We start from the raw sequence: 18,759 nt of genomic DNA on the forward strand, positions 1-18,759 counted from the left end.
CGGTGGCGCCGACCGGTGCGACGGCGGCCTGCGGGGTGCCGGGGCTGGTCGGCCCGCACGCGGCGGCCCCGGCGAGGATGAGGGTGAGGAGGGCGGGGCCGGCGGCCCTGCCTATCGAGGGTTTGAACACGCGGCGTCATGTTACTGACGGGGAATAAGTTTGTCGAAAACACGCCAACGACCGAGCGGGGACGAACGAAGTCGCAGGTCAGACCAGCCGCGCGACAGGCAGCCGGCCAGTCGGCAGCGGCCCCGCCCGAACGGTCGACACCAGCTCTGCCAGGTACCGGGAGCGCCCCATCGGCGCCGCCCCGAGGCTGCGCACGTGCGGACCGTCCCACTGCGCGTCGAGCAGCCGCCCGCCCGCCGCGCCGAACCGTGCCCCGAGGTCGGCGACGGCGACCCTGGCGGCGTCGGACCGCCGGTGGAACATCGAGTCCAGACTCAGCACCGGCCCGACGGCCACCCCGAACACCCCGCCGACCAGCTCATCCCCCTCCCACACCTCGACGCTGTGCGCCGCGCCGCGCGCGTTCAGCTCCACCAGCGCAGAGGCCAACTCCTCGGTCAGCCAGACCGGTTGACGGCCTGCGACGCAGGCTGCGAGCACCTCGCCGAAGGCCCGGTCCGCCGTCGTCCACCACTGCGCCCCGTTGCGCAGCCGCCGGGCGAGGCGGCTCGGCAGCCGTACGCCGTCGGGCCGCAGCACCGGCCTGGGATCCGGCGACCACCACGCCAGTGCGTAGGGGTCGCTCACGCCCGACAGCAGCGCCACCCCGTCCACTTCCCCGTACCTGGCCTCGTTGTAGGCGCTCGCGTACACGTCCGCCGCCGGTAGCGGGAACAGGCCGTGCCCGTACGCCGCCAGCAGCTCGCCCGCGTCCAGCGACCCGCCGAACGCCACCGGCCCGTCCGCCGGGGCCCGTTGGAGATCGAGGCCGTCGAAGGCGCTCGCCCTGCCAACCCCGTTCACCCTGCCAACCCCGTTCACCCGGCCGCCCCCGTCCGCCCGGCCGGTCCCGCTCGCCCGACCGCCCCCAGGAATCCGTCCGCCTCCAGCCGCGCCAGGTAGTGGTCCAGCAGCACGGCGTCCACCTCCGGCAGCTCGATCCCGCTTCCCTCCAGCGCCGCCTCCGCGTTCGCCCGGTCGAACTGGGGGAACGTCGGCCGGAAGTACAGTTCGCTGATGGACAGTTCGGTCCCCGGCGCCCGGTCCACGAACAGCGGGACGAACGGCGTGATCGGGTGCGTCGGGTGCCCGGCGGCGAACCGGACCAGTCGCCGCACCCATTCCCCGTAGGGCAGTTGGGCGATCCGGTGGCCGCGCGACCGGAGCCGGTCGGCGAGGTCCGCGAGGGCTGCCGGGCCCGGCGAGGTGAGGTGGTAGACCTCGCCGTCGGCAGGTGCGCGGGCCGCGATGTGGACCATCGCGCGGGCCAGCCGGTCGGCCGGGACGAAGTCGAGCGGCAGCTGCACCGCCGGACAGGTGCCGCTGTCGGCGAAGTAGCGGATCAGCGCGCAGAGTTCGGTGCCGGTGTTCATGACGCCGGCCCCGAGGCCCCCGGTGACGTCGTTGGTGCGCAGCACCGTCACCGGCAGTCCGTCCGCCGCCGCGTTGTGCAGCAGCTGCTCGGCGACCCACTTGCTCTCGACGTACCCGACGCCGAGCCGGTCCGGGTGCGCGAGCGGCGTCCGTTCGGTGACCTCCGGAACGCCGGCCGCGCCGAACCCGGCGAGCACGGCGAGGGTGGAGAGGTAGTGCACGGGGACGCCCCGGCTGTACCCGGCGAGCCGGACGATCTCCCGGGTGCCGCCGACGTTGGCCGCGCGCAACTGGTGGTACGGGTAGAGGAAGTTGACCCGCCCGCCGAGGTGGTAGACCGCGTCCAGGTGCTCCGCCAGCCAGGTGAACCGACCGTCGGCCAGCCCGAGGCCCGGCAGGGCGAGGTCTCCGACCAGCGGAACCACCCTCGGCTCCGCCAAGTCGCTCAGCAGATAGCGCTGTTGGGAGGCCTGCAACCGTTCCAGCGCGCGCCCTTCGTCCGGGGCGCGGACCAGGCAGTGGATCCGGGCCCGGGTGGTGGAGAGCAGGGTGCGCAGCAGGTGGGAGCCGCAGAAGCCGGTGGCGCCGGTGAGCAGGATCTCGGCGGGATCGACCCGGCAGGGCGCGGGGCTCCAGGACTGCCGGACGGCGTGGGTGAGTTGAGCTTCGGCGCACCAGTCGACGGCGGCCTCCCCCGGGCCTGTGGCGCCGCCACTGCCGGCACCGCAGCCACGGGCCTCCTGCAGGGCGGCCGTGAAGGAGTGCAGCACGGGCGAGCGCAGCAGCGCCCGGGTGAGGGTGCGCACATGGCCGACGTCCAGGCCGAACATCATCCGGGCCCGGGCGAGCATCTCCATGGCGAGCAGCGAGGTGCCCCTGAGGGTGAAGAAGTCGTCGTCGGGGCCGACGAGTTCGACTCCGAGCAGCTCCGCCCACAGCTGCCCTACGGCCCGCTCCACCCCGCTCGCGTCCACCCCGCTCGCGTCCGCCTCGGCAACCACCCGCACCGGCTCGCGCCCTGGCTCCCGCACGGACGCAGGCCCGGGCGCCCGTGGCAGCGAGCGCCGGTCGATCTTCCCTGCCGGTGTGAGCGGCATCGCCTCCAGCGGCACGAACGCGGTCGGGACGAGGTGCTCGGGCAGCCGCTCCGCGAGGAACGCCCGGATCCCCTCGCGCGGGACGCCGACGTCCCTCGTCGTGTAGTAGGCGGTGAGCGCCCGGCCGCCGTCCGGCGAGGTGCCGTCGGCGGCGATCCGGGCCTGCCGCACGCCGGGGTGGGCGGTCAGGACGGCCTCGATCTCGGCCGGGTCGACCCGGTACCCGCGCACCTTCACCTGCTCGTCGAAGCGCCCGAGGATCTCCAGCCGCCCGTCCGCCCGCCAGCGCCCGGCGTCGCCGGTGCGGTACATCCGCGCGCCGGGCAGCGGCGCGTACGGGTCGGGCAGGAAGCGTTCGGCGGTGAGCCCGGGGCTGCGCCAGTAGCCGCGGGCGAGGCCGGGCCCGCCGAGGTGGATCTCGCCCTTCCCGCCGGGCCGGACCGGGCGCAGCCGTTCGTCCAGCACGTACACCCGCACACCGGGCAACGGCCGCCCGATCGGTACGGGGGCGGCCGAGGAGCCCAGCACCTCGGGGGTGATCTCGCAGAGCAGCGAGGTCACGGCCGCCTCGGTGACCCCGTAGGCGTTGAGCAGCCGTACGCCGGGCAGCCGGTCCAGGCCGGTCCGGCAGTCCTGGCCGTACAGCAAGTCCCCGCCGACCACCACCAGCCGCAGGCCTTCCGGCGCGGGCCCGCCGGGCGGCAGCAGGTCGAGCAGGTGGTGCCAGTAGGCGGGCATGAAGTCGGCGACGGCCAGGCCGAGCCCGGGCAGCCGCCGCACCAGTTCGGTCGGTGCCCAGGTGCCGCTTCCGGTGCCGGGGCCGGGGCCGGAGCCGGAGCCGGTACCAGTGCCGGGCCCGGGCCCGGAGCCACCGCCCAGCACCACCGTCGCCCCGGAGAGCAGCGCGGCGAAGACCTGTTCCAACGCGGTGTCCGACCCGAGCGCGGCCAGTTGCAGCACCCGCTCGCCGGGCGCGAGCCCGTACGCGTGCGCGACCCGGTCGAGGGTGAACAGCAGCGAACGGTGGGTGACCGGCACGCCCTTGGGCCGCCCGGTGGTGCCGGAGGTGTAGATCAGGTAGGCCAGGTCGTCGGCGGAGGCGTCGGAGGCGTCGGAGGCGTCGTCCGGCGGCACCGCCCCGACGGCGTCCACTCCCACCCGTTCCACCCCCGCGAACCCCCTCCCCGCGATCGCCACCCGCGCCCCGCAGTCCGCCACCAGCCCGCCGAGCCGCCGCTCCGGGTGCGCCGGGTCCAGCGGCAGGAACGCCCCGCCCGCCTTGAGCACCCCCAGCCACGCCACCACCAGCTCCACCCCGCGCTCCAGGCACACCGGCACCACCTGCTCCGGCCCCACCCCCCGCGCCCGCAGCCCGGCCGCCAGCCCGTCGCTGCGCCGGTCCAGCTCGCGGTAGCTCAGCGTGACGTCCTCCCCCACCACCGCGACGGCCTCCGGGGCGCGCGCCGCCCGCGCACGGAACACGCCGTGCACCGTCCGCGCACCACCACCCGCTTCAACCCGACGGTCAAACCGGCGATCAACCCGCCGATCGGCCCGCCGATCGACCCGACGAGCAGCAGCATCCACCCGCGCCCGGCACTCCGCCCGCCCCACCGCCCCGTACACCCGTCACCACCCGCCCGGCACCGTCAAGTCCCCCGGCCACACCGCATACTGCCCGTTGTCGTTCCGGACCACGGCGTGACGGCCGAAGCTCACATCCGTTCGTACGCCCCGTGCGCTGTCGGCTGCGTCATCCACCGGCTTGACCTCGTGGTGTGGCGGCAGAATGCTGGGAGGTGCGACATTTCCGACTATACGCACCCACGGAACACCGACAACGTCCGTCACGAACCACCGCCGGACGCCGCTGCGCCGTGGGCCGACCCCCTCCGCCACCCACCCCGCCCTCGCCCGAACTCCCTCGCCCGACCGGCGGGGTGACGTCGCGGAGGAGGTAGCCCCGTTGACTCGCCGGCGCCAACGCCTGATGGCCTGTTACCTGCTCTGGATGGTGCTGTTCACCGGCGTCTACTACGCCGACCCCGGGCAGCGGATCATCTGGTGGCCGGGCATCGGCCTCGGCGGCGTGGCCGCCATCCTGATCGGCGTCCACCTCAACCGCCCCCGGCACCCGCTGTTCTGGTACCTGCTGGCGCTCGCCAACCTGACCTTCACCCTGGGCGAGGTGCTCCAGGCCTTCCAGTTGGACATCCTGCACCTGCCCAACCCCTTCCCCTCCGTCGCCGACGGCTTCTACCTGGCCGAGTTCGCGCTGTACGCGGCCGGAGTGCTCGGCTTCATCCGCTGGCGAACGGCCCGTCAGGACCGCGCCGGGCTGCTGGACGCGCTGATCCTCACCATCGGCCTCGCGCTGCTCGCCTGGATCTACCTGATCCTCCCGTACGCCCGGAACCCGGACCTCGGCTGGTTCCAGAAGGCCGTCTCGATCGCCTACCCGCTCGGCGACGTGGTCGTGATCGCCCTGCTGCTGCGGCTGTTGACCCCACGCGGCGGCAACTCCCGCTCCCTGCAACTGCTCGCCGTGGGCACCCTCGGCATGCTCGTCTCCGACGTGCTGTACGGGCTGATCCAGCTGCACGGCACCTGGCACATCGGCACACCGGTCGAGCTGGGCTGGGCGGCGTTCTACACCGCCTGGGGTGCGGCCGCGCTGCACCCGTCGATGGTGGAGCTGACCAGGCCCGTGCCCACCCAGCAGCCGGACCTCTCCGCCGGGCGCCTGGCCCTGCTCACCATGGCCTCGCTGATCGCGCCCGCCATCCTGATCATCGAGTCACTGGCCGGGGACACCCGCAACGCGGGCGTGATCGGTGCCTTCTCCGCCCTGCTCTACCTGCTGGTGCTGGCCCGGCTGGCGGTCGTCGTGGTCGCCCGCCGGCAGGCGGTGGCCCGGGAGCGGACGCTGCGCGAGGCGGGCGCCCGGCTGAGCGCGGCCGTCACGGTGGCCGAGGTCGCGGACGCCGTGCAGTCCGCCGCCTCCGCCCTGATGCCCGCCGAGCCCGGGCACGTCGCCCTGCTGGCGGTCGCCGAGTCGGGGGTGCTGCACGTGCGGCACGCCGAGCACGGCGCGACGCGGCACCGCCTGGTGCCGGGGCACGGCGACGACGAGGTGCTCGCGCTCGCGGCCCGGCGCGAGACCCGGCTGCTGCCCGCCGGCTCCGTCGAGCTGCCCGCGTACCTGGACGGCATGCCCGCCGCCCTGGTCTGCCCGCTCACCCTGGCCGAGCGCCCCTCCGGCGACCCGCTGATCGGCGCCCTCGTCGTCACCGGCACCGAGCAGGAGCTGACCAGCCTGTGGGGCTCGCTGGAGATCCTCGCCGCCCAGGCGGCGCTGGCCGTCGAGCGGGTGGTGCTGAGCCAGGAGGTCGTCCGCCGCGACAGCGAGCTGTACTTCCGCACGCTGGTGCAGAACGCCAGTGACGTCATCCTGATCCTCGACGCGGACGACAGCGTGCGCTACGCCTCCTCCTCGGCCGAGCGCGTGCTGGGCCATCCCGGCCTGGACGGCACCCTGTTCACCGACCTCGTCCCGCCCGAGGACAGCCGGGAGGTCGGCCAGGCGCTGGCCCGGATGCGCGGGTCCACCGAACCGGGCCAGGGCGAGTGGCCCCGGAGCGAGCGGCCCCGGAGCGAGCGGCCCCGCGAGCACTGGCGGCTGCTGCGGCAGGACCGCACCCCGATCGAGGCCGAGGTCCGCTACACCGACCTGCGCGCCGATCCGACGGTCGGCGGCCTGGTGCTCACCCTGCGCGATGTGACCGAGCAGCGCCGGATGGAGCGCGAGCTCACCCACCGGGCCTTCCACGACTCGCTGACCGGGCTGGCCAACCGGGTGCTGTTCCAGGACCGGGTGGGCCACGCACTCTCGCGCGGCGAGCGCAGCGGCTCGGTGACCGGGGTGCTCTTCATCGACCTGGACGACTTCAAGGTGGTCAACGACACCCAGGGGCACGCGGTCGGCGACGAACTGCTGGTGGCGGTCTCGCTGCGGATCTCCACGGCGCTGCGCAGCTCGGACACGGCGGCCCGGCTGGGCGGGGACGAGTTCGCGGTGCTGGTGGAGGACGCGCTGCGCCCCGCCGACGTGGACACCATCGCGGGCACGGTGCTGTCGGTGTTCGCCGAGCCGTTCAAGCTCAGCGCGGGCGCGGTGCGGGTGAACGCGAGCATCGGCGTGGCCACCACCGAGGACAGTGTGGACGCGGCCGAACTGCTCACCCACGCCGACCTGGCGCTCTACGCGGCGAAGGCGTCCGGCCGCCGCCAGTGGTGCCACTACCGGCCGGCGTTGCAGGCGGGGCTGGTGGAGCGGCACGAGCTGAACGAGAACCTGGATTCGGCGATCGCAGAATCGGCCTTCCAGCTGTACTACCAGCCGATCGTCGACCTGCGCACGGGCGAGCTGGTCGCCTTCGAGGCGCTGCTGCGCTGGCCGCACGACCGGCGCGGCATGGTGCTGCCCGACGAGTTCATCGCCCTCGCCGAGGAGAGCGGCCAGATCGTCCCGCTCGGCGCCTGGATCCTGGAACGCGCCGTCCAGGAGGCCGCCCTCTGGCACGCCGCCAGCTCCGCCACCCGGGAGGCCGCCGGCCGCCCCCCGCTACGGGTCAACGTCAACGTCTCCGCCCGGCAGTTCCGCGACGCCGGCTTCGTGGACGTCGTCCGCCACGCCCTCACCGCCTCCGGCATCGACCCGCACACCCTCGTCCTGGAGCTCACCGAGTCCGTCCTGATGCGCCGCGACGACCGTCTGCGCACCGACATGGCCACCCTCGGCGAACTCGGCGTCGGCCTCGCCATCGACGACTTCGGCACCGGCTACTCCTCGCTCTCCTACCTGCGCGAGTTCCCGATCTCCATCCTCAAGATCGACAAGTCCTTCATCGACGGCCTCGGCCTCTCCCCCCAGCAGTACGCCCTCGTCGAGGGCATCGCCCGGATCGCCGACACCCTCGGCGTCCAGGTCATCGCCGAGGGCATCGAGCACCCCGAACAGCGCGACCTCCTCGCCGCCATGGGCTGCCCCCTCGGCCAGGGCTACCTCTTCGCACACCCGATGGACGGCCCCCAGGCCCGCGTCCTCGTGCGCGGCACGTCGTACGAACCGGCCTGAGGCGTCAATCCGTTTGCGCTCACACCGTGTCAACGGCGAAGATCTGTACCCGAACCCCGCCCGCCGTGCCTTCCAGAGGAACCCGGGAAGCACACGTCAGGAGCACGCATGGACGTCATCATCTCCGGGCTGGTCGTCGTCGGCCGCGGGATCATCCGTGTCCTCGACTGGGGCAATACCGTGGAAGGGTTCAGGATCCTTTCCCGGGAGCTCCGGGGGAAGTCCCGGGAGAACTGACCATTCGGCCCCGCGCTGCCCGACCCGGCCTGTCACTCAAGGAGATCACCATGACGGCGGCGAACGAGGCCGACGAGCAGTCCTGGTACGCGGTCCGCTGCGTCTTCCAGTGGAACGGCCGCGGCGGCACGTACGAGGAGCGCCTCACCCTGTGGCGGGCCGCCTCCGCGGACGAGGCCATCAGCCGGGCCGAGAACGAGGCCCACGACTACGCCCGCGACAACGGCCACCTCTACATGGGCCTGGCCCAGAGCTACCACCTGGCCACCGACGGGCGCCCGGGCGACGGCGACGAGGTGTTCTCCCTGCTCCGCGACAGCCACCTCGACGGCGACGCCTACCTGGACCGCTACTTCGACACCGGCGACGAGCGCCAGCACACCGCCCCCGGCCCCGATCCGACGTCCTCGGCGTCCGCCGAACACCCCGAGGCACCAGGGAGCCGTACGGAGCTGGTGAGCGCGATCAAGCAGGCTGCCGAAGCCGGCGTGTGGCGCGGCACCGGAAACCTGTACGAGGAGGCGCTGGAGAACATCGAGCACTTCCCCGCTCCCCCCACCGGCTCCGAGATCCCCGACCGGGAGGCCTTGGCGGCCGCGCTGGCGGACACCGTGGAAGCCTGGCGGCGGGACGCCGCGTCCGACGGGACGGGAAGGCCTGGAGTCATCTACTCGTGGTACGACGACCAGGCCCGGCAGTTGCGGATGTCGTTCGTTTCCGGCGGTCGCGGCGACATCCCCTTCCGGGCGCCCCTGCGGTTCGTCGATCGCGCACAGGACGTCGTGGACGCCTTCCTCGCCGGTGAGTACCGCGATCCCGACACCCCGTTGAAGGTCTTCGCCCTCGAACTGGCGGGAGAAGCCTGAGCGCTGGGCGAGGACCGCATCCTCTCCATCGACGGCATGTCAATCCCGGCTGACCGAGCTGGAAGCGGGTGACTGCACGCCGGACCTGACCGATCCGGGGCACGCGCTCAGGGAGTTCCTCCCGCATGACGACTTCACCGAGCTGTTCACCGCGCACAGACTCCGCGACGGCGGCAGCGAGGTGCTCGCCGGGGAGGTCGAGCAGACGCCGAGGAGGAGCACAACTCCGGGTGACCACAACCGACAAGTGAGAGCGGCCCTGCTCCGGAGTCCTCGGGAGCAGGGCCGTCCCGTGCCCTACTCCGGACGTGCGAGAGTCCGCCGCACCGAACGCGGCACCCGGTACGGCAACTGCGCGGACCGCTCCCGCACCCAGGCCCGACCGGCCGGGCGGTCCCTCGTCCAGCCGTCCGCGATCCGCGCCGGGAACCGGAAGGCGGTCAGCCACGGAAAGTCCGAGAACGGGCCCGGAATCCGGTGGCAGGCCCCCGCGATGTCAGCGATCAGCCGCCAGTCCACCGGGCCGTCCGTCACCGAGGCGAGACGACGCATGTCCACCAGCCCGGCCAGCACGATGTCATCACACCAGCGCCCCACCGACCCCCGCCCCGCCCTCGGCACCACCTCCCCCGGTGCCGTGGACGACGGGTACCGCGCCGCCAACCGCCGCACCGGCTCGATCGCCGCACCCCGGCGGTACCCCCGCGCCTGCCGCGCCATCCAGTGCCGTCCGTACTCGTCCGCCGCCGCCCACACCCTCCCCAGCAACTCCCGGTCAGACGGACACCGACGACCCGAGTACCGGGAACACAGCACCCGGACGTGATGGGTGACGGACGCCACCGACGCCGCGTACTCCCCCGCCACCAATTCACCCGGCCAGTCGGACGCCGCCTCCAGGCTCTCTCCGCTCAACCCGTCCCACGCCACGGACCGCAGCTCGATCAGGCCCCCGTCCCCGAGCTCCTCCACCAGAAAGCAGGCCGTAACCCCATGCAAGGGGTCAACCCCCATGGTCCACCGCCTCCAGCGTCCGCAATATCGAGCGCGGCACCCGGTACGGCAACTGCGCGGAGCGCTCCCGCGCCCAGGCCCGGCCAGCGGGCGACATCATGGACCGCCCTTTGGCAAAGCGCCCCGAATACCGGAGGGAGGCCATCAGACGGTTCGACGGAGGAAAGGGCACCCGGTAGCAGACACTCAGGATGTCGGTGATCCGCTGCCAGTCCACCGGGCCGTCCGTCACCGAGGCAAGGCGGCGAATATCCACCAGCCCGGCCCGCACGATGTCCTCACACCAACGCGCGATCACCCCACGCCCCGAATCCGTCAGTTCCTCCCCCTGCACGGCCGCGGACTCGTACTCCTCCGCCAGCCGACTCAGAGCCCTAGAAGCCAGACCCCCCACAGCCAGCCAGCAGCAGCGCGTCAACCAGTGCCGCCCGTACTCGTCCGCCGCCGCCCACACCCGCGCCATCACCTCCAACTCGGACATCCGCGGGCCACCCGGGCGTCGCGAACTCAACAACCGCACATGGCGGGTGACGGACGCCACCGACACCACGTACTCCGACTCCACCAATCCGCCGGGCCATTCGTACTCCGCAGACGGCCGCTCGCCTCTCAGGTGGGCGTGGGCCACGGAGCCGATCTCGCCCAGGCCCTCGTTCGTGCACGTCCTCACCAGGGCACGGGCATCGGCCTGACTCAACGGATCACCCCAGTCCGCCGGCTCCGGCAACCCCAACGTCCGCTGGATCGAGCGCGGCACCCGGTACGGCAACTGCGCGGAGCGCTCCCGTACCCAGGCCCGGCCGGTCCGCGACGTCGAGAACCAGCTTTCCCCCAGGTGCCGGGGGACCAGCACCGGCCGCACCGGCGCCAACATGGCCGCCGGATAAGGAATCCGGTGGCAGGCGTCGGCAATCTCCTTGATCTGCTGGCGGGCCTCCTCCGCCAGTTCGCCCGGCGCGTGGGCCGAGGCCAGCTCGTAGACGTCCTCGAACCCCGCGCTGTGCAGGCCCTGACACCACCGCACCGACGCCACGTGACGCCGACGCCGGGCAGTACCGCCCACCGGAGCGGTCCGCAGCGCCGCCACCAGTGCCCGGTACACGGTCTCACCGCCGTACTCACGGCAGGTGGCCAGCAGCCAGCGCTGCCCGATCGGATCCGCCGCCCGCAACCCGGCCACCAACGCCACCTCCGCCCCGGACCCTTCCGCCCAAGCGCTCCTGACCCGTCGACAGACGTCCGCCACCCCCGCCAAGTACTCCGCCAGCGCCTCAGCCCCCGGCGCCACCCCGGCCACGGCCGCCTCCGCCTCGAACACTTCGGCAGACCGCGCGACGCCCCGCACGGTCAGGAACCCCTGCAACGTGCACCACTTCAGCACCCATGCCGCATCGGCTCGCTTCATCGGTCCCGTCCTCCTGGTCGACTCCGGACGCCACCTATCGAAGCCGATAGACGTATATCGGCGTGTCCCACGGGATCTTTCCATCGATCGCCTTCTGCCTGAGGACGAAGAGCCGGTGGTTCCCGTTGTCGACCGTCTTGCCGTCGCTCAACAGAGTCGGGTACATGCCGTCTGCGGGCCGGAAGATCGACTGCAGCAGCTTGCCCTTGTCGAACAGCCTCTGTGCCTGCTTCAGCTTCTTGTCGCTCTCCGCGTTCCCATGGATGACGTCCCGGAACCACTTCCCGTTCAGGTCGGCGATGGTTCCGTTCGGCTCCGGCTGCCGACGCAGGAAGACCCGCTGGAACTTGTTGAAGTTCGGGTAAGGGGCACAGTTGTGCACCAGCACCGGTGTCCCGCCGGCCACCACGTAGTACGTGTGGACGTCCGCGACGGTGAGGTCGTACGCGGCGCGCGGGGTCGTGGTGTAGCTGGTCGCCGAGGTGACGGTGGCGCCGGTGCCGTCGGCGGTCAGGACCTCGTGGCCCGGCTGGAGTTGGCCGGCCTCGACCCAGCGGTCGGCGGTGACGTCCCAGAAGGGGTGGGTCACCGTGACGGTGAGCCGGGCGGACGCGCCGTCGGCGGGCCGCAGGGCGAGGTCGGTGAACTGTCGGTCGTCGGGGGTGGTGATGGTGGCGGTGACGGCCTTCGGTTCGCTGCGGCCGGTCTGCGGGTCGGTCGTGGCGACCTGGTCGGCCACGGCGACCTGCTCGATCGGCTTGGCGGTGCCGTCGGCCAGCATGACCAGGGTTCCGGCGGGGAAGCTGTGGCAGGCCTCGAAGAGTTCGGCCACCTTCGGCCCGAGGGTTTTCAGCAGACTCGCGCCGACGATGCTCGCGCCTTCGCCGACGAGGGCGGAGCCTGCGCCCTCCACGGTTCCTTGCAGCAGGCTCTGCTGCTTGTCCTTCGGGCTGAGCAGGTTGTGCGCCGCGGTGCCCGCCGCGCCGGCCGCCGCGCCGCAGCCGGCCACGCCGGCGACCAGGCTGGCGCCGCCGGTCTCGGGGGCGGCCAGGCCGGCCGCGCTGTAGCAGCCGATGTAGGTGACGCCGCTGACGATGGCTCCGCCGATGTCGGCCTTGTGGTCCCACAGGCAGCCGAACAGGCGTTGCAGGCAGCCCTTCTTCTTCTTGGGTTGGGTTCCGCCGTGCCCGTTGCCGTTGCCGCTGGTGGTGGCGATCTTGGCCGGGGCGTAGCGGGCACTGGCCCAGTAGCTTGCCGTCGACGTGCCTTGGGCGCACTCGATGGTGGCGCAGAAGCTGGCCGGGGCGAAGACGGGTTGTGGGGCGGTCGGGTTGTAGATGCCCTTGCCGCAGCCGTTGGGGTAGCAGTCGTCGGGTATGAGGCCGCTCGGGTCGCTCTGGTTGACCGGGTCGTTCTCGCTGTACGCGTACCCGTTCCACTGTTGCGGGTTGCCGACGTCGAGCAGGAGGTCGGGGTTGATGAACCGTCCGGTCCTCGGGTCGTACTCGCGGGCACCGAGGTTGGTCAGGCCGGTGGTGTCGTCCTTGAGCCCGCCCACGAAGCCCTTCTGCCCTGCCCAGGAACCGGCATCGGGCTGGGTGCCGCGGGGGTTGCCGAAGGGGTCGAGCGGACGGCGGGTGACGGCCATGCCGGCGGCGGTGTTGACCTGCACGTTGCTGGTGCCGTGCGGGTCGCTGGCCTGGACCAGCAGGGTGCCGCCGCCGATGGCCGAGGTGACCCGGGTGAGCGAGAGTCCTCCGGGGGCACCGAAGTAGCGGGTGTTGCTGGTGCTTCCGTTGCTGCTGCTGGTGTCGAGGGTGAGTTCGTCGGTGGTCAGGCTGAGCGTGGTCTGCCCGGGGTTGCGGCGGATCAGCAGGCCGCCGTCGGCGTCGTACAGGTAGGTGGTGGCGCCGGGCTTGGCGGTCTGGCTGTCGCCGGCGAGGCGGTCCTCGCCGTCCCAGGTGAGGGTGGTGGTGCCGGTGGTGTCGGTGATCGAGGCGGTGTTGCCGGCCGCGTCGTACTGGTAGGTGACGGCCTTGGGGCCGGCGGCCGAGGTGGTGGTGGAGCTGAGCAGGGCGTGCGGTCCGCCGGTGCCGCCGCCGGTGTTGGGCGCGATGGTCGGGGTGTTGACGCTCTTGGCGGCGCCGAAGGTCTGGGTGGTGGTGACGTCCTTGGCGGTGTTGCCGGTGACGTCGTGCTGGACCAGGCCGGTGCGGTTGCCGGTGGCGTCGTAGCTGTAGCTCTGCCAGTACGGGCTGGGCCCGCCGACGGTCTTGCCGCCGTTCGCCGTGGTGGCCGGGCCGGTGGCGTTGTCGCAGCCTCCGATGCCGGGCACGACGTTGGAGCTGCCGGTGCCGTGCTTGGTGCCGGAGGTGTCGGTCCAGTCGGCCGTGGTGTGGAGGGAACCGGTGTCCGTCCAGGCCTGGGTGAGCCGGCCGAGGTAGTCGTAGGTGAAGCACTGGGTGTCGGTGGCCTTGGCGTCCTGGATGTTGGATGCCGAGGTCAGCCGACCTGAGGCGGTGTAGGTGTAGCCGGTCTGGTCGACGGCGACGGTGCCGTTCTGCCGGTCCAGGAAGGAGTTGATGACCCGTCCGGTGGCCCCGTCGATCTGCGTGGTGCTGACGGTCTGCAGGCCCGGCGGTCCCACCACGGTGCGCACCGGCCGGGACATCGCGTCGTAGGTGACCCCGGCGACGAGGGTGTCGCCGGCGGTGTTGGCGGTCTGCAGCAGCCCGGTGTCGCTGTAGGAGTAGTAGACCGTCTCGGCAGGCAGGCCGCCCGCGGCCGGGAGGTCCATCGACTGCAGCGTGCCGATGTACGGGTAGTAGGTGAAGTTGGTGGTGTACGTCCCGGCGAGCGCGCCCTCGGTCGAGGGGATCGTGGTGGAGCTGCCGGTGGGGCGGTCCATCGCGTCGTAACCGGTGACGGCCTTGGTGTAGGCGGCGGCGCCCGGTACCGCTCCGCCGACGTAGCGGGTGGAGGAGGCCGGCAGGCCCTTGGTCACGGTGTCGTACGTCCAGGCGGCCAGTTGGTTGGCCGGAGCGACGGTGCCGGTGTACATGCCGGTCTTGCGACCGATCAGGTCGTAGGTGTAGGCGAGGGTGTTCCCGCGGGCGTCGGTGGTGTGGTCGATGCGGGAGTTGGCGTCGTACGCGGTGCGGCTGGTGCCGGAGTCGGGGTCGGTGAGGCTGGTCAGGCGGCCGCGCTGGTCGTAGGAGTAGCTCCAGGTGTTGCCGGAGGAGTCGGTGCGGGTTGCGGGCTGGCCGCTGGGGGTGTACGTGAAGGTGGAGATGTCCGCGTCGGCGGGCTTGCCGGTCGGGGTCGGCGTCCGGTACTGCCAGCTGGCGACGACCCGGCCGCGGGAGTCGCTGATGCTGGTGCTCGGGGCGGCACCGTCCGGGGGTGTGGTGTCGACGCGGTCGGCGCCGGGGTAGGCGGTGGCGGTGGCCCACTGGAGGTTGCCGTAGGAGCGGGTCTCGGCGCGCACGATGCGGCCCTGGCCGTCGAAGGTGTTCCAGGTCTGGGAGGGGACCTGGGAGTCCTGCGGCAGGTAGATGTTGCTGGTCGGGGCGGAGGTGGCCTCGTAGTACGGCGCGGAGGTCTTGATCGGCCAGCCGTGCGAGTCGTAGACGGTGTCGGTGATCAGCCGGCCGGTCTGGCGGGCGTCGCTGGTGCGCTGGGTCTGGCGCAGCCGGCCGAGGCCGTCGTAGAGGTCGCGCTGGCCGGAGTAGGCGTTGCCGGTGCGCTTGAGCCACTCGCTGGTGATCACCGAGGGCCCGTTGACGCCGTTGACGCTGTAGGAGTAGCGGTAGCTCGGGGAGAGGCTGGTGTCGCGTTCCGGGGTCCAGGCGGCGGTGAGGCGGCCGAGGCCGTCGTACTGCTGGGTGGTGGTGCGCCCGTTGAGGTCGGTGGAGGAGGTGGTGGCGCCGCGGCCCTGGTCGACGGTGACGGTGGTGGTCCAGCCAGCGCCCATGGGGCCGGTGGTGACGACGGTGCCGGCGAGTTCCCCGGTGGCGGGGGTGTAGTTGGTGGTGGTCACGCCCGGGGTGGTGCTGGGGGCGGCGATCCGGGTGCCGCTCGCGTCGTAGCCGGAGCCGTCGGTGGAGGTCGAGCTGGTGATGCGGCCGTAGTCGTCACGGGTGGTGGTGCCGTTGAGGGCGTAGACCGCGTTGCCATTGTCGTACCGGTCGAGGGTCTGCGAGCTGGTGGCGTCGCCGGTGGCTCCGGCCCGGCCGTACGGCTTGCCGTCGTAGAGGGTGCGGCTGACGCTGACGGTGTTGCCCGGGCCGGGGTCGGTGCCGCACGCCCCGGTGGTGACGGCGGTCTGCGCGATCAGTTCGGTGAGCAGCGGGTTGTCGCTCTGGCTCACGTACGTGTTGGTGGTGCAGGTCGGTGGGGTGGCGGCGGTGCCGTCGCCGAGGTCGGCTACCGACAGCAGGCGGTTGCCGTTGGCCGGGTCGCTGGTGGCGACGCTGGTGGTGGTGCGCCAGGTGCCGTCGCTCAGCAGGGCCTTGGCGATGCTGGTGACCTTGTTGGCCGGGTAGCGGGCGAGCAGGTCGGGCATGCCGCCGGACTGCGCGTGGGTGGCGGTGGCTTTCTGGGGTGTTTCGGAGAGCGTGCCGTTGATCGACACCACGGTGCCGCCGACCTGGTCGAAGGTCTCGGTGGCGACGACCTGGCCGGCCTGCCACTCGTTGTCCGGAACGGCGCCGCCGAGCGGGCTGGGAACGTCGGGGACGGTGCGCAGGGTCGTGCTGTCAGCGAGGTGGTCGCCGACCATGCCTTGCAGGTAGGTGACCCTCTGCTGGGTCTTGGGCGCCTCTCCCGGGTACGCGCTGCCGGTGGTGGTGGTCACCGTCCGGAAGCCTCGGAACTGGTCCCAGGTGCGGGTCTTGGGGTCGGCGAACTCGGCGTCGTTGCGGTGCCAGGCGGCGCCGCCGTCGTAGCTGTAGGCGGTGGTCTTGGTGACGGCAACACCGGTGACGGCGTCCTGTTCGCTGACGTCCTTGACGAGCGGCTTGTCGAACCAGTCGTCCACCGGATCGGTCGCGCCGGGCTTGTACCACTTGACCGGCATGCACGGCATGGAGTTGTTGTCGGCGGAGGACGGCATCCGGTTGTTGACCCGGGAGCACGCGGCGGTGGAGTAGTTGACGACGATCCGGCCGCCGGTCTCGGTGGTGATCTGGGAGATGCGCGGGCGGATGAACTTGGGCTGCGCCGGGTCGAGTCCGTCGATCCGGTTGGCGATCGGGACGGCGGTGAAGGAGACGGCGGGCAGCGCGGCGGCGGCGCGGCCGTTGGTGCCGGTGCGGGTGATCGAGTCGAGCCAGAGGGTCTTGGCGGTGTTGTCGCCCGGGTTGAAGAAGGACTGTCCGAGGTCCCAGCGGTCGACGGTGACGGGTGAACCGTTGACGGTGACCTGGGTGGTGATCGTGGTGAGGCGCTTGGTGGTGAAGAACGTGGGGCTGGTGTTGGGGCAGCTTCCGGTGCCGGTGCACAGCTGGTCGATCGGCGTGTCCGACCAGTTGGCGGCGTTGGCGGTGGTGCGGTCGCTCTCCTTGCAGGTGAAGGAGCCGGCGGGGAAGCAGCGTTCGGCCGTGGTGAAGAGCACGCTGGCGGCCGGCTTGCGGCTGCCCTTGGCGGCGATCTGCTCGGGCAGCCGCTGGCCGTAGTCGATCCGGCTGAGCGTCGCGGCGCGCTGGTAGCCGGTCGGGCTGCCGTTGGCGCTGGTCGGGCTGCCGCCGCGGTTGTAGGTGTTGGTCTCCGGCGCGTAGCTGTACGTGGTCAGGTTCCTGTGGGTGTCGACGACGTAGTCGAGGTTCCACCGCCAGCCCATGGTGCACCACGAACCCTTGCCGCTGGAGGCGGAGTTGCACGGGTCGCCACTGTTCGGCGAGTAGACCGGGACGGCGAGGGCGGCGTTGCTCGCGGGGTCGCTGCCGTCGCCGCCGGGCAGGTGGTTGAGGCCGAAGTAGTACTCGATGCCGTCGTGGGTGGAGACCTTCCAGTACTCGCCGGTGCTGGTGCCGTTGGCGGCGCCGGTGAGCTGCTCGACCGTGGTGCCGTCGTCGCCCTGGAGGTGCCAGACACCGCTGCTGTCGTCCTTCACCAGGGCGCCGGAGTGGCCGCCGAGGGCGAGGCTGGCGTTCTGGCCGCCCCAGCAGAGGTCGCCGGACTTGTCGATGCCGGCCTTGTCACACGGCTTGTAGGAGCGCTCGATGAAGCCGGGGTCGTAGCTCCAGCCGTCGCCGATCCAGGAGGACTGGCTGTTGGTGGCCGAGGTGCGGCCATCCACGGCGGCGGAATTGTAGTCGAGCGAGATGGCGGGGGTGGCGCCGCCGAGCGCGGGCGGCAGGGCGATCGGGTACGCGTAGGTGAAGTTGCCGAGGTTGGAGCCGGCGCCCCAGGCCATGGACGGGGTGAGCGGGCTGGCCGCGAAGTTGCCGCCGGCCCCACCGGGGGTGGTGTCGGCGGTGAGGACCAGCGAGGTGGGGGCCGGCGCGGTGCGGGCGATGCCCTTCGTGGACGCGGCGTCGCCGGTGGGTGCGACAGGCAGCTCGACCGAGGCGGTGATGGTGCCGGCGCCCGGGTCGACGCTCGCCTCGACCGGAGTCTTGGTGCGGCACTCGGGGCGGTCAGGCGTGGTGAGCGCGCAGGCTGGCAGCGTCACCAGCCTGGCCCGGTCGGCCCAGTTGGCCGGCTGCCAGGCTGAGAGGTCCAGGGAGACCCTGACGTGCTGCGGGGCGCCGGGCCGAGCCGAGGGGCCGGCCGACACGGCAACCAGTGGCGCGTCGACACCCACCGAGCGCCCGGCGGCCCGGTCGGTGACGGCGACCTCGGCCTCGTGCACCGGTTCGACGGCCTTCGGGTCCGCCGCCACCCGGACAGGCAGGTCGCCGGCCCGGGCGAAGGTGGCGCCGGCCGTTGCGGGCGAGCCGCCGCCGGTGGCGGCCAGGGCGGCCTTGGCCTCAGTGCTGTCGGGGCCGAAGGTGACGAGGGCGCTGCCGGTCTTGAGCGCCGGGAGCGCGGTCGGGGTGGAGTTCGCGGCGCCGGTGTCGCCCGTGGCGGGCAGCGGCGGAAGCGGGGTGACGGTGAGGTCGGTGCCCGGTACCGAGGCGGTGTCGTCGCCCAGCGGTGTGTTCGGCGGGTTCCAGACCTTCGGCGGCTCGTCGTTCGCCGCGGCCCACGCTGCGGCGGGCGGCACGCTCACCAGCCCGAGCGCGACGGCCAGTACGGTCGTCAGCCCGACCAACCGGCCGCCGGTCTGCTGCCCCGCCCGAGAACGGGCACGCCAAAGCGACATCTCGCTGTCCCCCCGGTGCTGTGGCACCCAACCAGGAACGCACGGTCGTCGTGCGTCAAAGTGGTCCAGACCATAGGGCCCCGACGATCGCCCGCGCCAGGGCTCGACCGGATCGATCCCGAACACTTGGGGAAGGCTTTGCTTTTCTCGTGAC

The 18,759-nt window shown here is 72.3% G+C and carries 10 protein-coding genes; 4 read left to right on the forward strand and 6 right to left on the reverse strand.

The window, feature by feature from the left end; all coding sequences use genetic code 11:
• Window positions 1-208 precede the first annotated feature (208 nt).
• The 3 genes from RZ50_RS26930 to RZ50_RS30395 form a co-directional block, all read right to left on the reverse strand.
• On the reverse strand, window positions 209-973 hold the full coding sequence (locus tag RZ50_RS26930) for a leucyl/phenylalanyl-tRNA--protein transferase (RefSeq protein WP_196951414.1): 765 nt from the start codon (window positions 971-973) through the stop codon (window positions 209-211).
• A 14-nt stretch (window positions 974-987) separates the two neighbouring features.
• Entirely contained in the window at window positions 988-4,122 is a 3,135-nt protein-coding gene (locus RZ50_RS26935; RefSeq protein WP_196951413.1) for a thioester reductase domain-containing protein, read from the reverse strand.
• A 147-nt stretch (window positions 4,123-4,269) separates the two neighbouring features.
• Window positions 4,270-4,539, reverse strand: coding sequence for an MbtH family NRPS accessory protein (locus RZ50_RS30395; RefSeq protein ID WP_374199989.1), 270 nt, complete (start codon window positions 4,537-4,539; stop codon window positions 4,270-4,272).
• A 67-nt stretch (window positions 4,540-4,606) separates the two neighbouring features.
• Between RZ50_RS30395 and RZ50_RS29515 the strand changes: the two genes are divergently transcribed.
• The 3 genes from RZ50_RS29515 to RZ50_RS26950 all read left to right on the forward strand — a co-directional run bounded on the left by RZ50_RS29515 (window position 4,607) and on the right by RZ50_RS26950 (window position 8,880).
• Window positions 4,607-7,777 carry an EAL domain-containing protein gene (locus RZ50_RS29515; protein ID WP_254803068.1) on the forward strand — a complete coding sequence of 1,057 codons (3,171 nt, stop codon included), beginning with the start codon at window positions 4,607-4,609 and terminating at the stop codon, window positions 7,775-7,777.
• 108 nt (window positions 7,778-7,885) lie between these two features.
• Window positions 7,886-8,014 carry a hypothetical protein gene (locus RZ50_RS29780; RefSeq protein ID WP_256463760.1) on the forward strand — a complete coding sequence of 43 codons (129 nt, stop codon included), beginning with the start codon at window positions 7,886-7,888 and terminating at the stop codon, window positions 8,012-8,014.
• A 50-nt stretch (window positions 8,015-8,064) separates the two neighbouring features.
• Window positions 8,065-8,880: a hypothetical protein gene (locus RZ50_RS26950; protein ID WP_196951411.1), complete on the forward strand. Its 816-nt coding sequence runs from the start codon at window positions 8,065-8,067 to the stop codon at window positions 8,878-8,880.
• Between the two features lie 297 nt (window positions 8,881-9,177).
• On the opposite strand, the gene RZ50_RS26955 is transcribed toward RZ50_RS26950, so the two are convergent.
• The gene (locus RZ50_RS26955; RefSeq protein WP_217680862.1) at window positions 9,178-9,438 is read right to left on the reverse strand and encodes a hypothetical protein; all 261 of its coding nucleotides are present in this window, start codon (window positions 9,436-9,438) and stop codon (window positions 9,178-9,180) included.
• Here RZ50_RS26955 and RZ50_RS26960 point away from each other — a divergent pair.
• A complete protein-coding gene (locus tag RZ50_RS26960; protein WP_217680863.1) occupies window positions 9,431-9,706 on the forward strand; it encodes a hypothetical protein in 276 nt (91 codons plus the stop codon). The genes RZ50_RS26955 and RZ50_RS26960 overlap by 8 nt on opposite strands.
• A 177-nt stretch (window positions 9,707-9,883) precedes the next feature.
• Here RZ50_RS26960 and RZ50_RS26965 read toward each other — a convergent pair whose 3' ends face one another.
• A complete protein-coding gene (locus RZ50_RS26965) occupies window positions 9,884-11,299 on the reverse strand; it encodes a hypothetical protein (protein ID WP_196951408.1) in 1,416 nt (471 codons plus the stop codon).
• 34 nt (window positions 11,300-11,333) lie between these two features.
• Window positions 11,334-18,605, reverse strand: a complete 7,272-nt coding sequence (locus RZ50_RS29975; protein ID WP_196951407.1) for an RHS repeat-associated core domain-containing protein — start codon at window positions 18,603-18,605, stop codon at window positions 11,334-11,336.
• Window positions 18,606-18,759 lie beyond the last annotated feature (154 nt).

Origin of the sequence: Kitasatospora sp. SUK 42 (genome assembly GCF_015776785.2) — a bacterium.
Lineage (GTDB): Bacteria > Actinomycetota > Actinomycetes > Streptomycetales > Streptomycetaceae > Kitasatospora.

What these genes read in the sequence shown, in the direction of transcription:
- RZ50_RS26960 (WP_217680863.1), top strand. Translation starts at nt 9,431, where the DNA reads ATGTCCACCAGCCCGGCCAGCACGATGTCATCACACCAGCGCCCCACC.
- RZ50_RS29975 (WP_196951407.1), bottom strand. Translation starts at nt 18,605, where the DNA reads ATGTCGCTTTGGCGTGCCCGTTCTCGGGCGGGGCAGCAGACCGGCGGC.
- RZ50_RS29780 (WP_256463760.1), top strand. Translation starts at nt 7,886, where the DNA reads ATGGACGTCATCATCTCCGGGCTGGTCGTCGTCGGCCGCGGGATCATC.
- RZ50_RS26965 (WP_196951408.1), bottom strand. Translation starts at nt 11,299, where the DNA reads ATGAAGCGAGCCGATGCGGCATGGGTGCTGAAGTGGTGCACGTTGCAG.
- RZ50_RS26950 (WP_196951411.1), top strand. Translation starts at nt 8,065, where the DNA reads ATGACGGCGGCGAACGAGGCCGACGAGCAGTCCTGGTACGCGGTCCGC.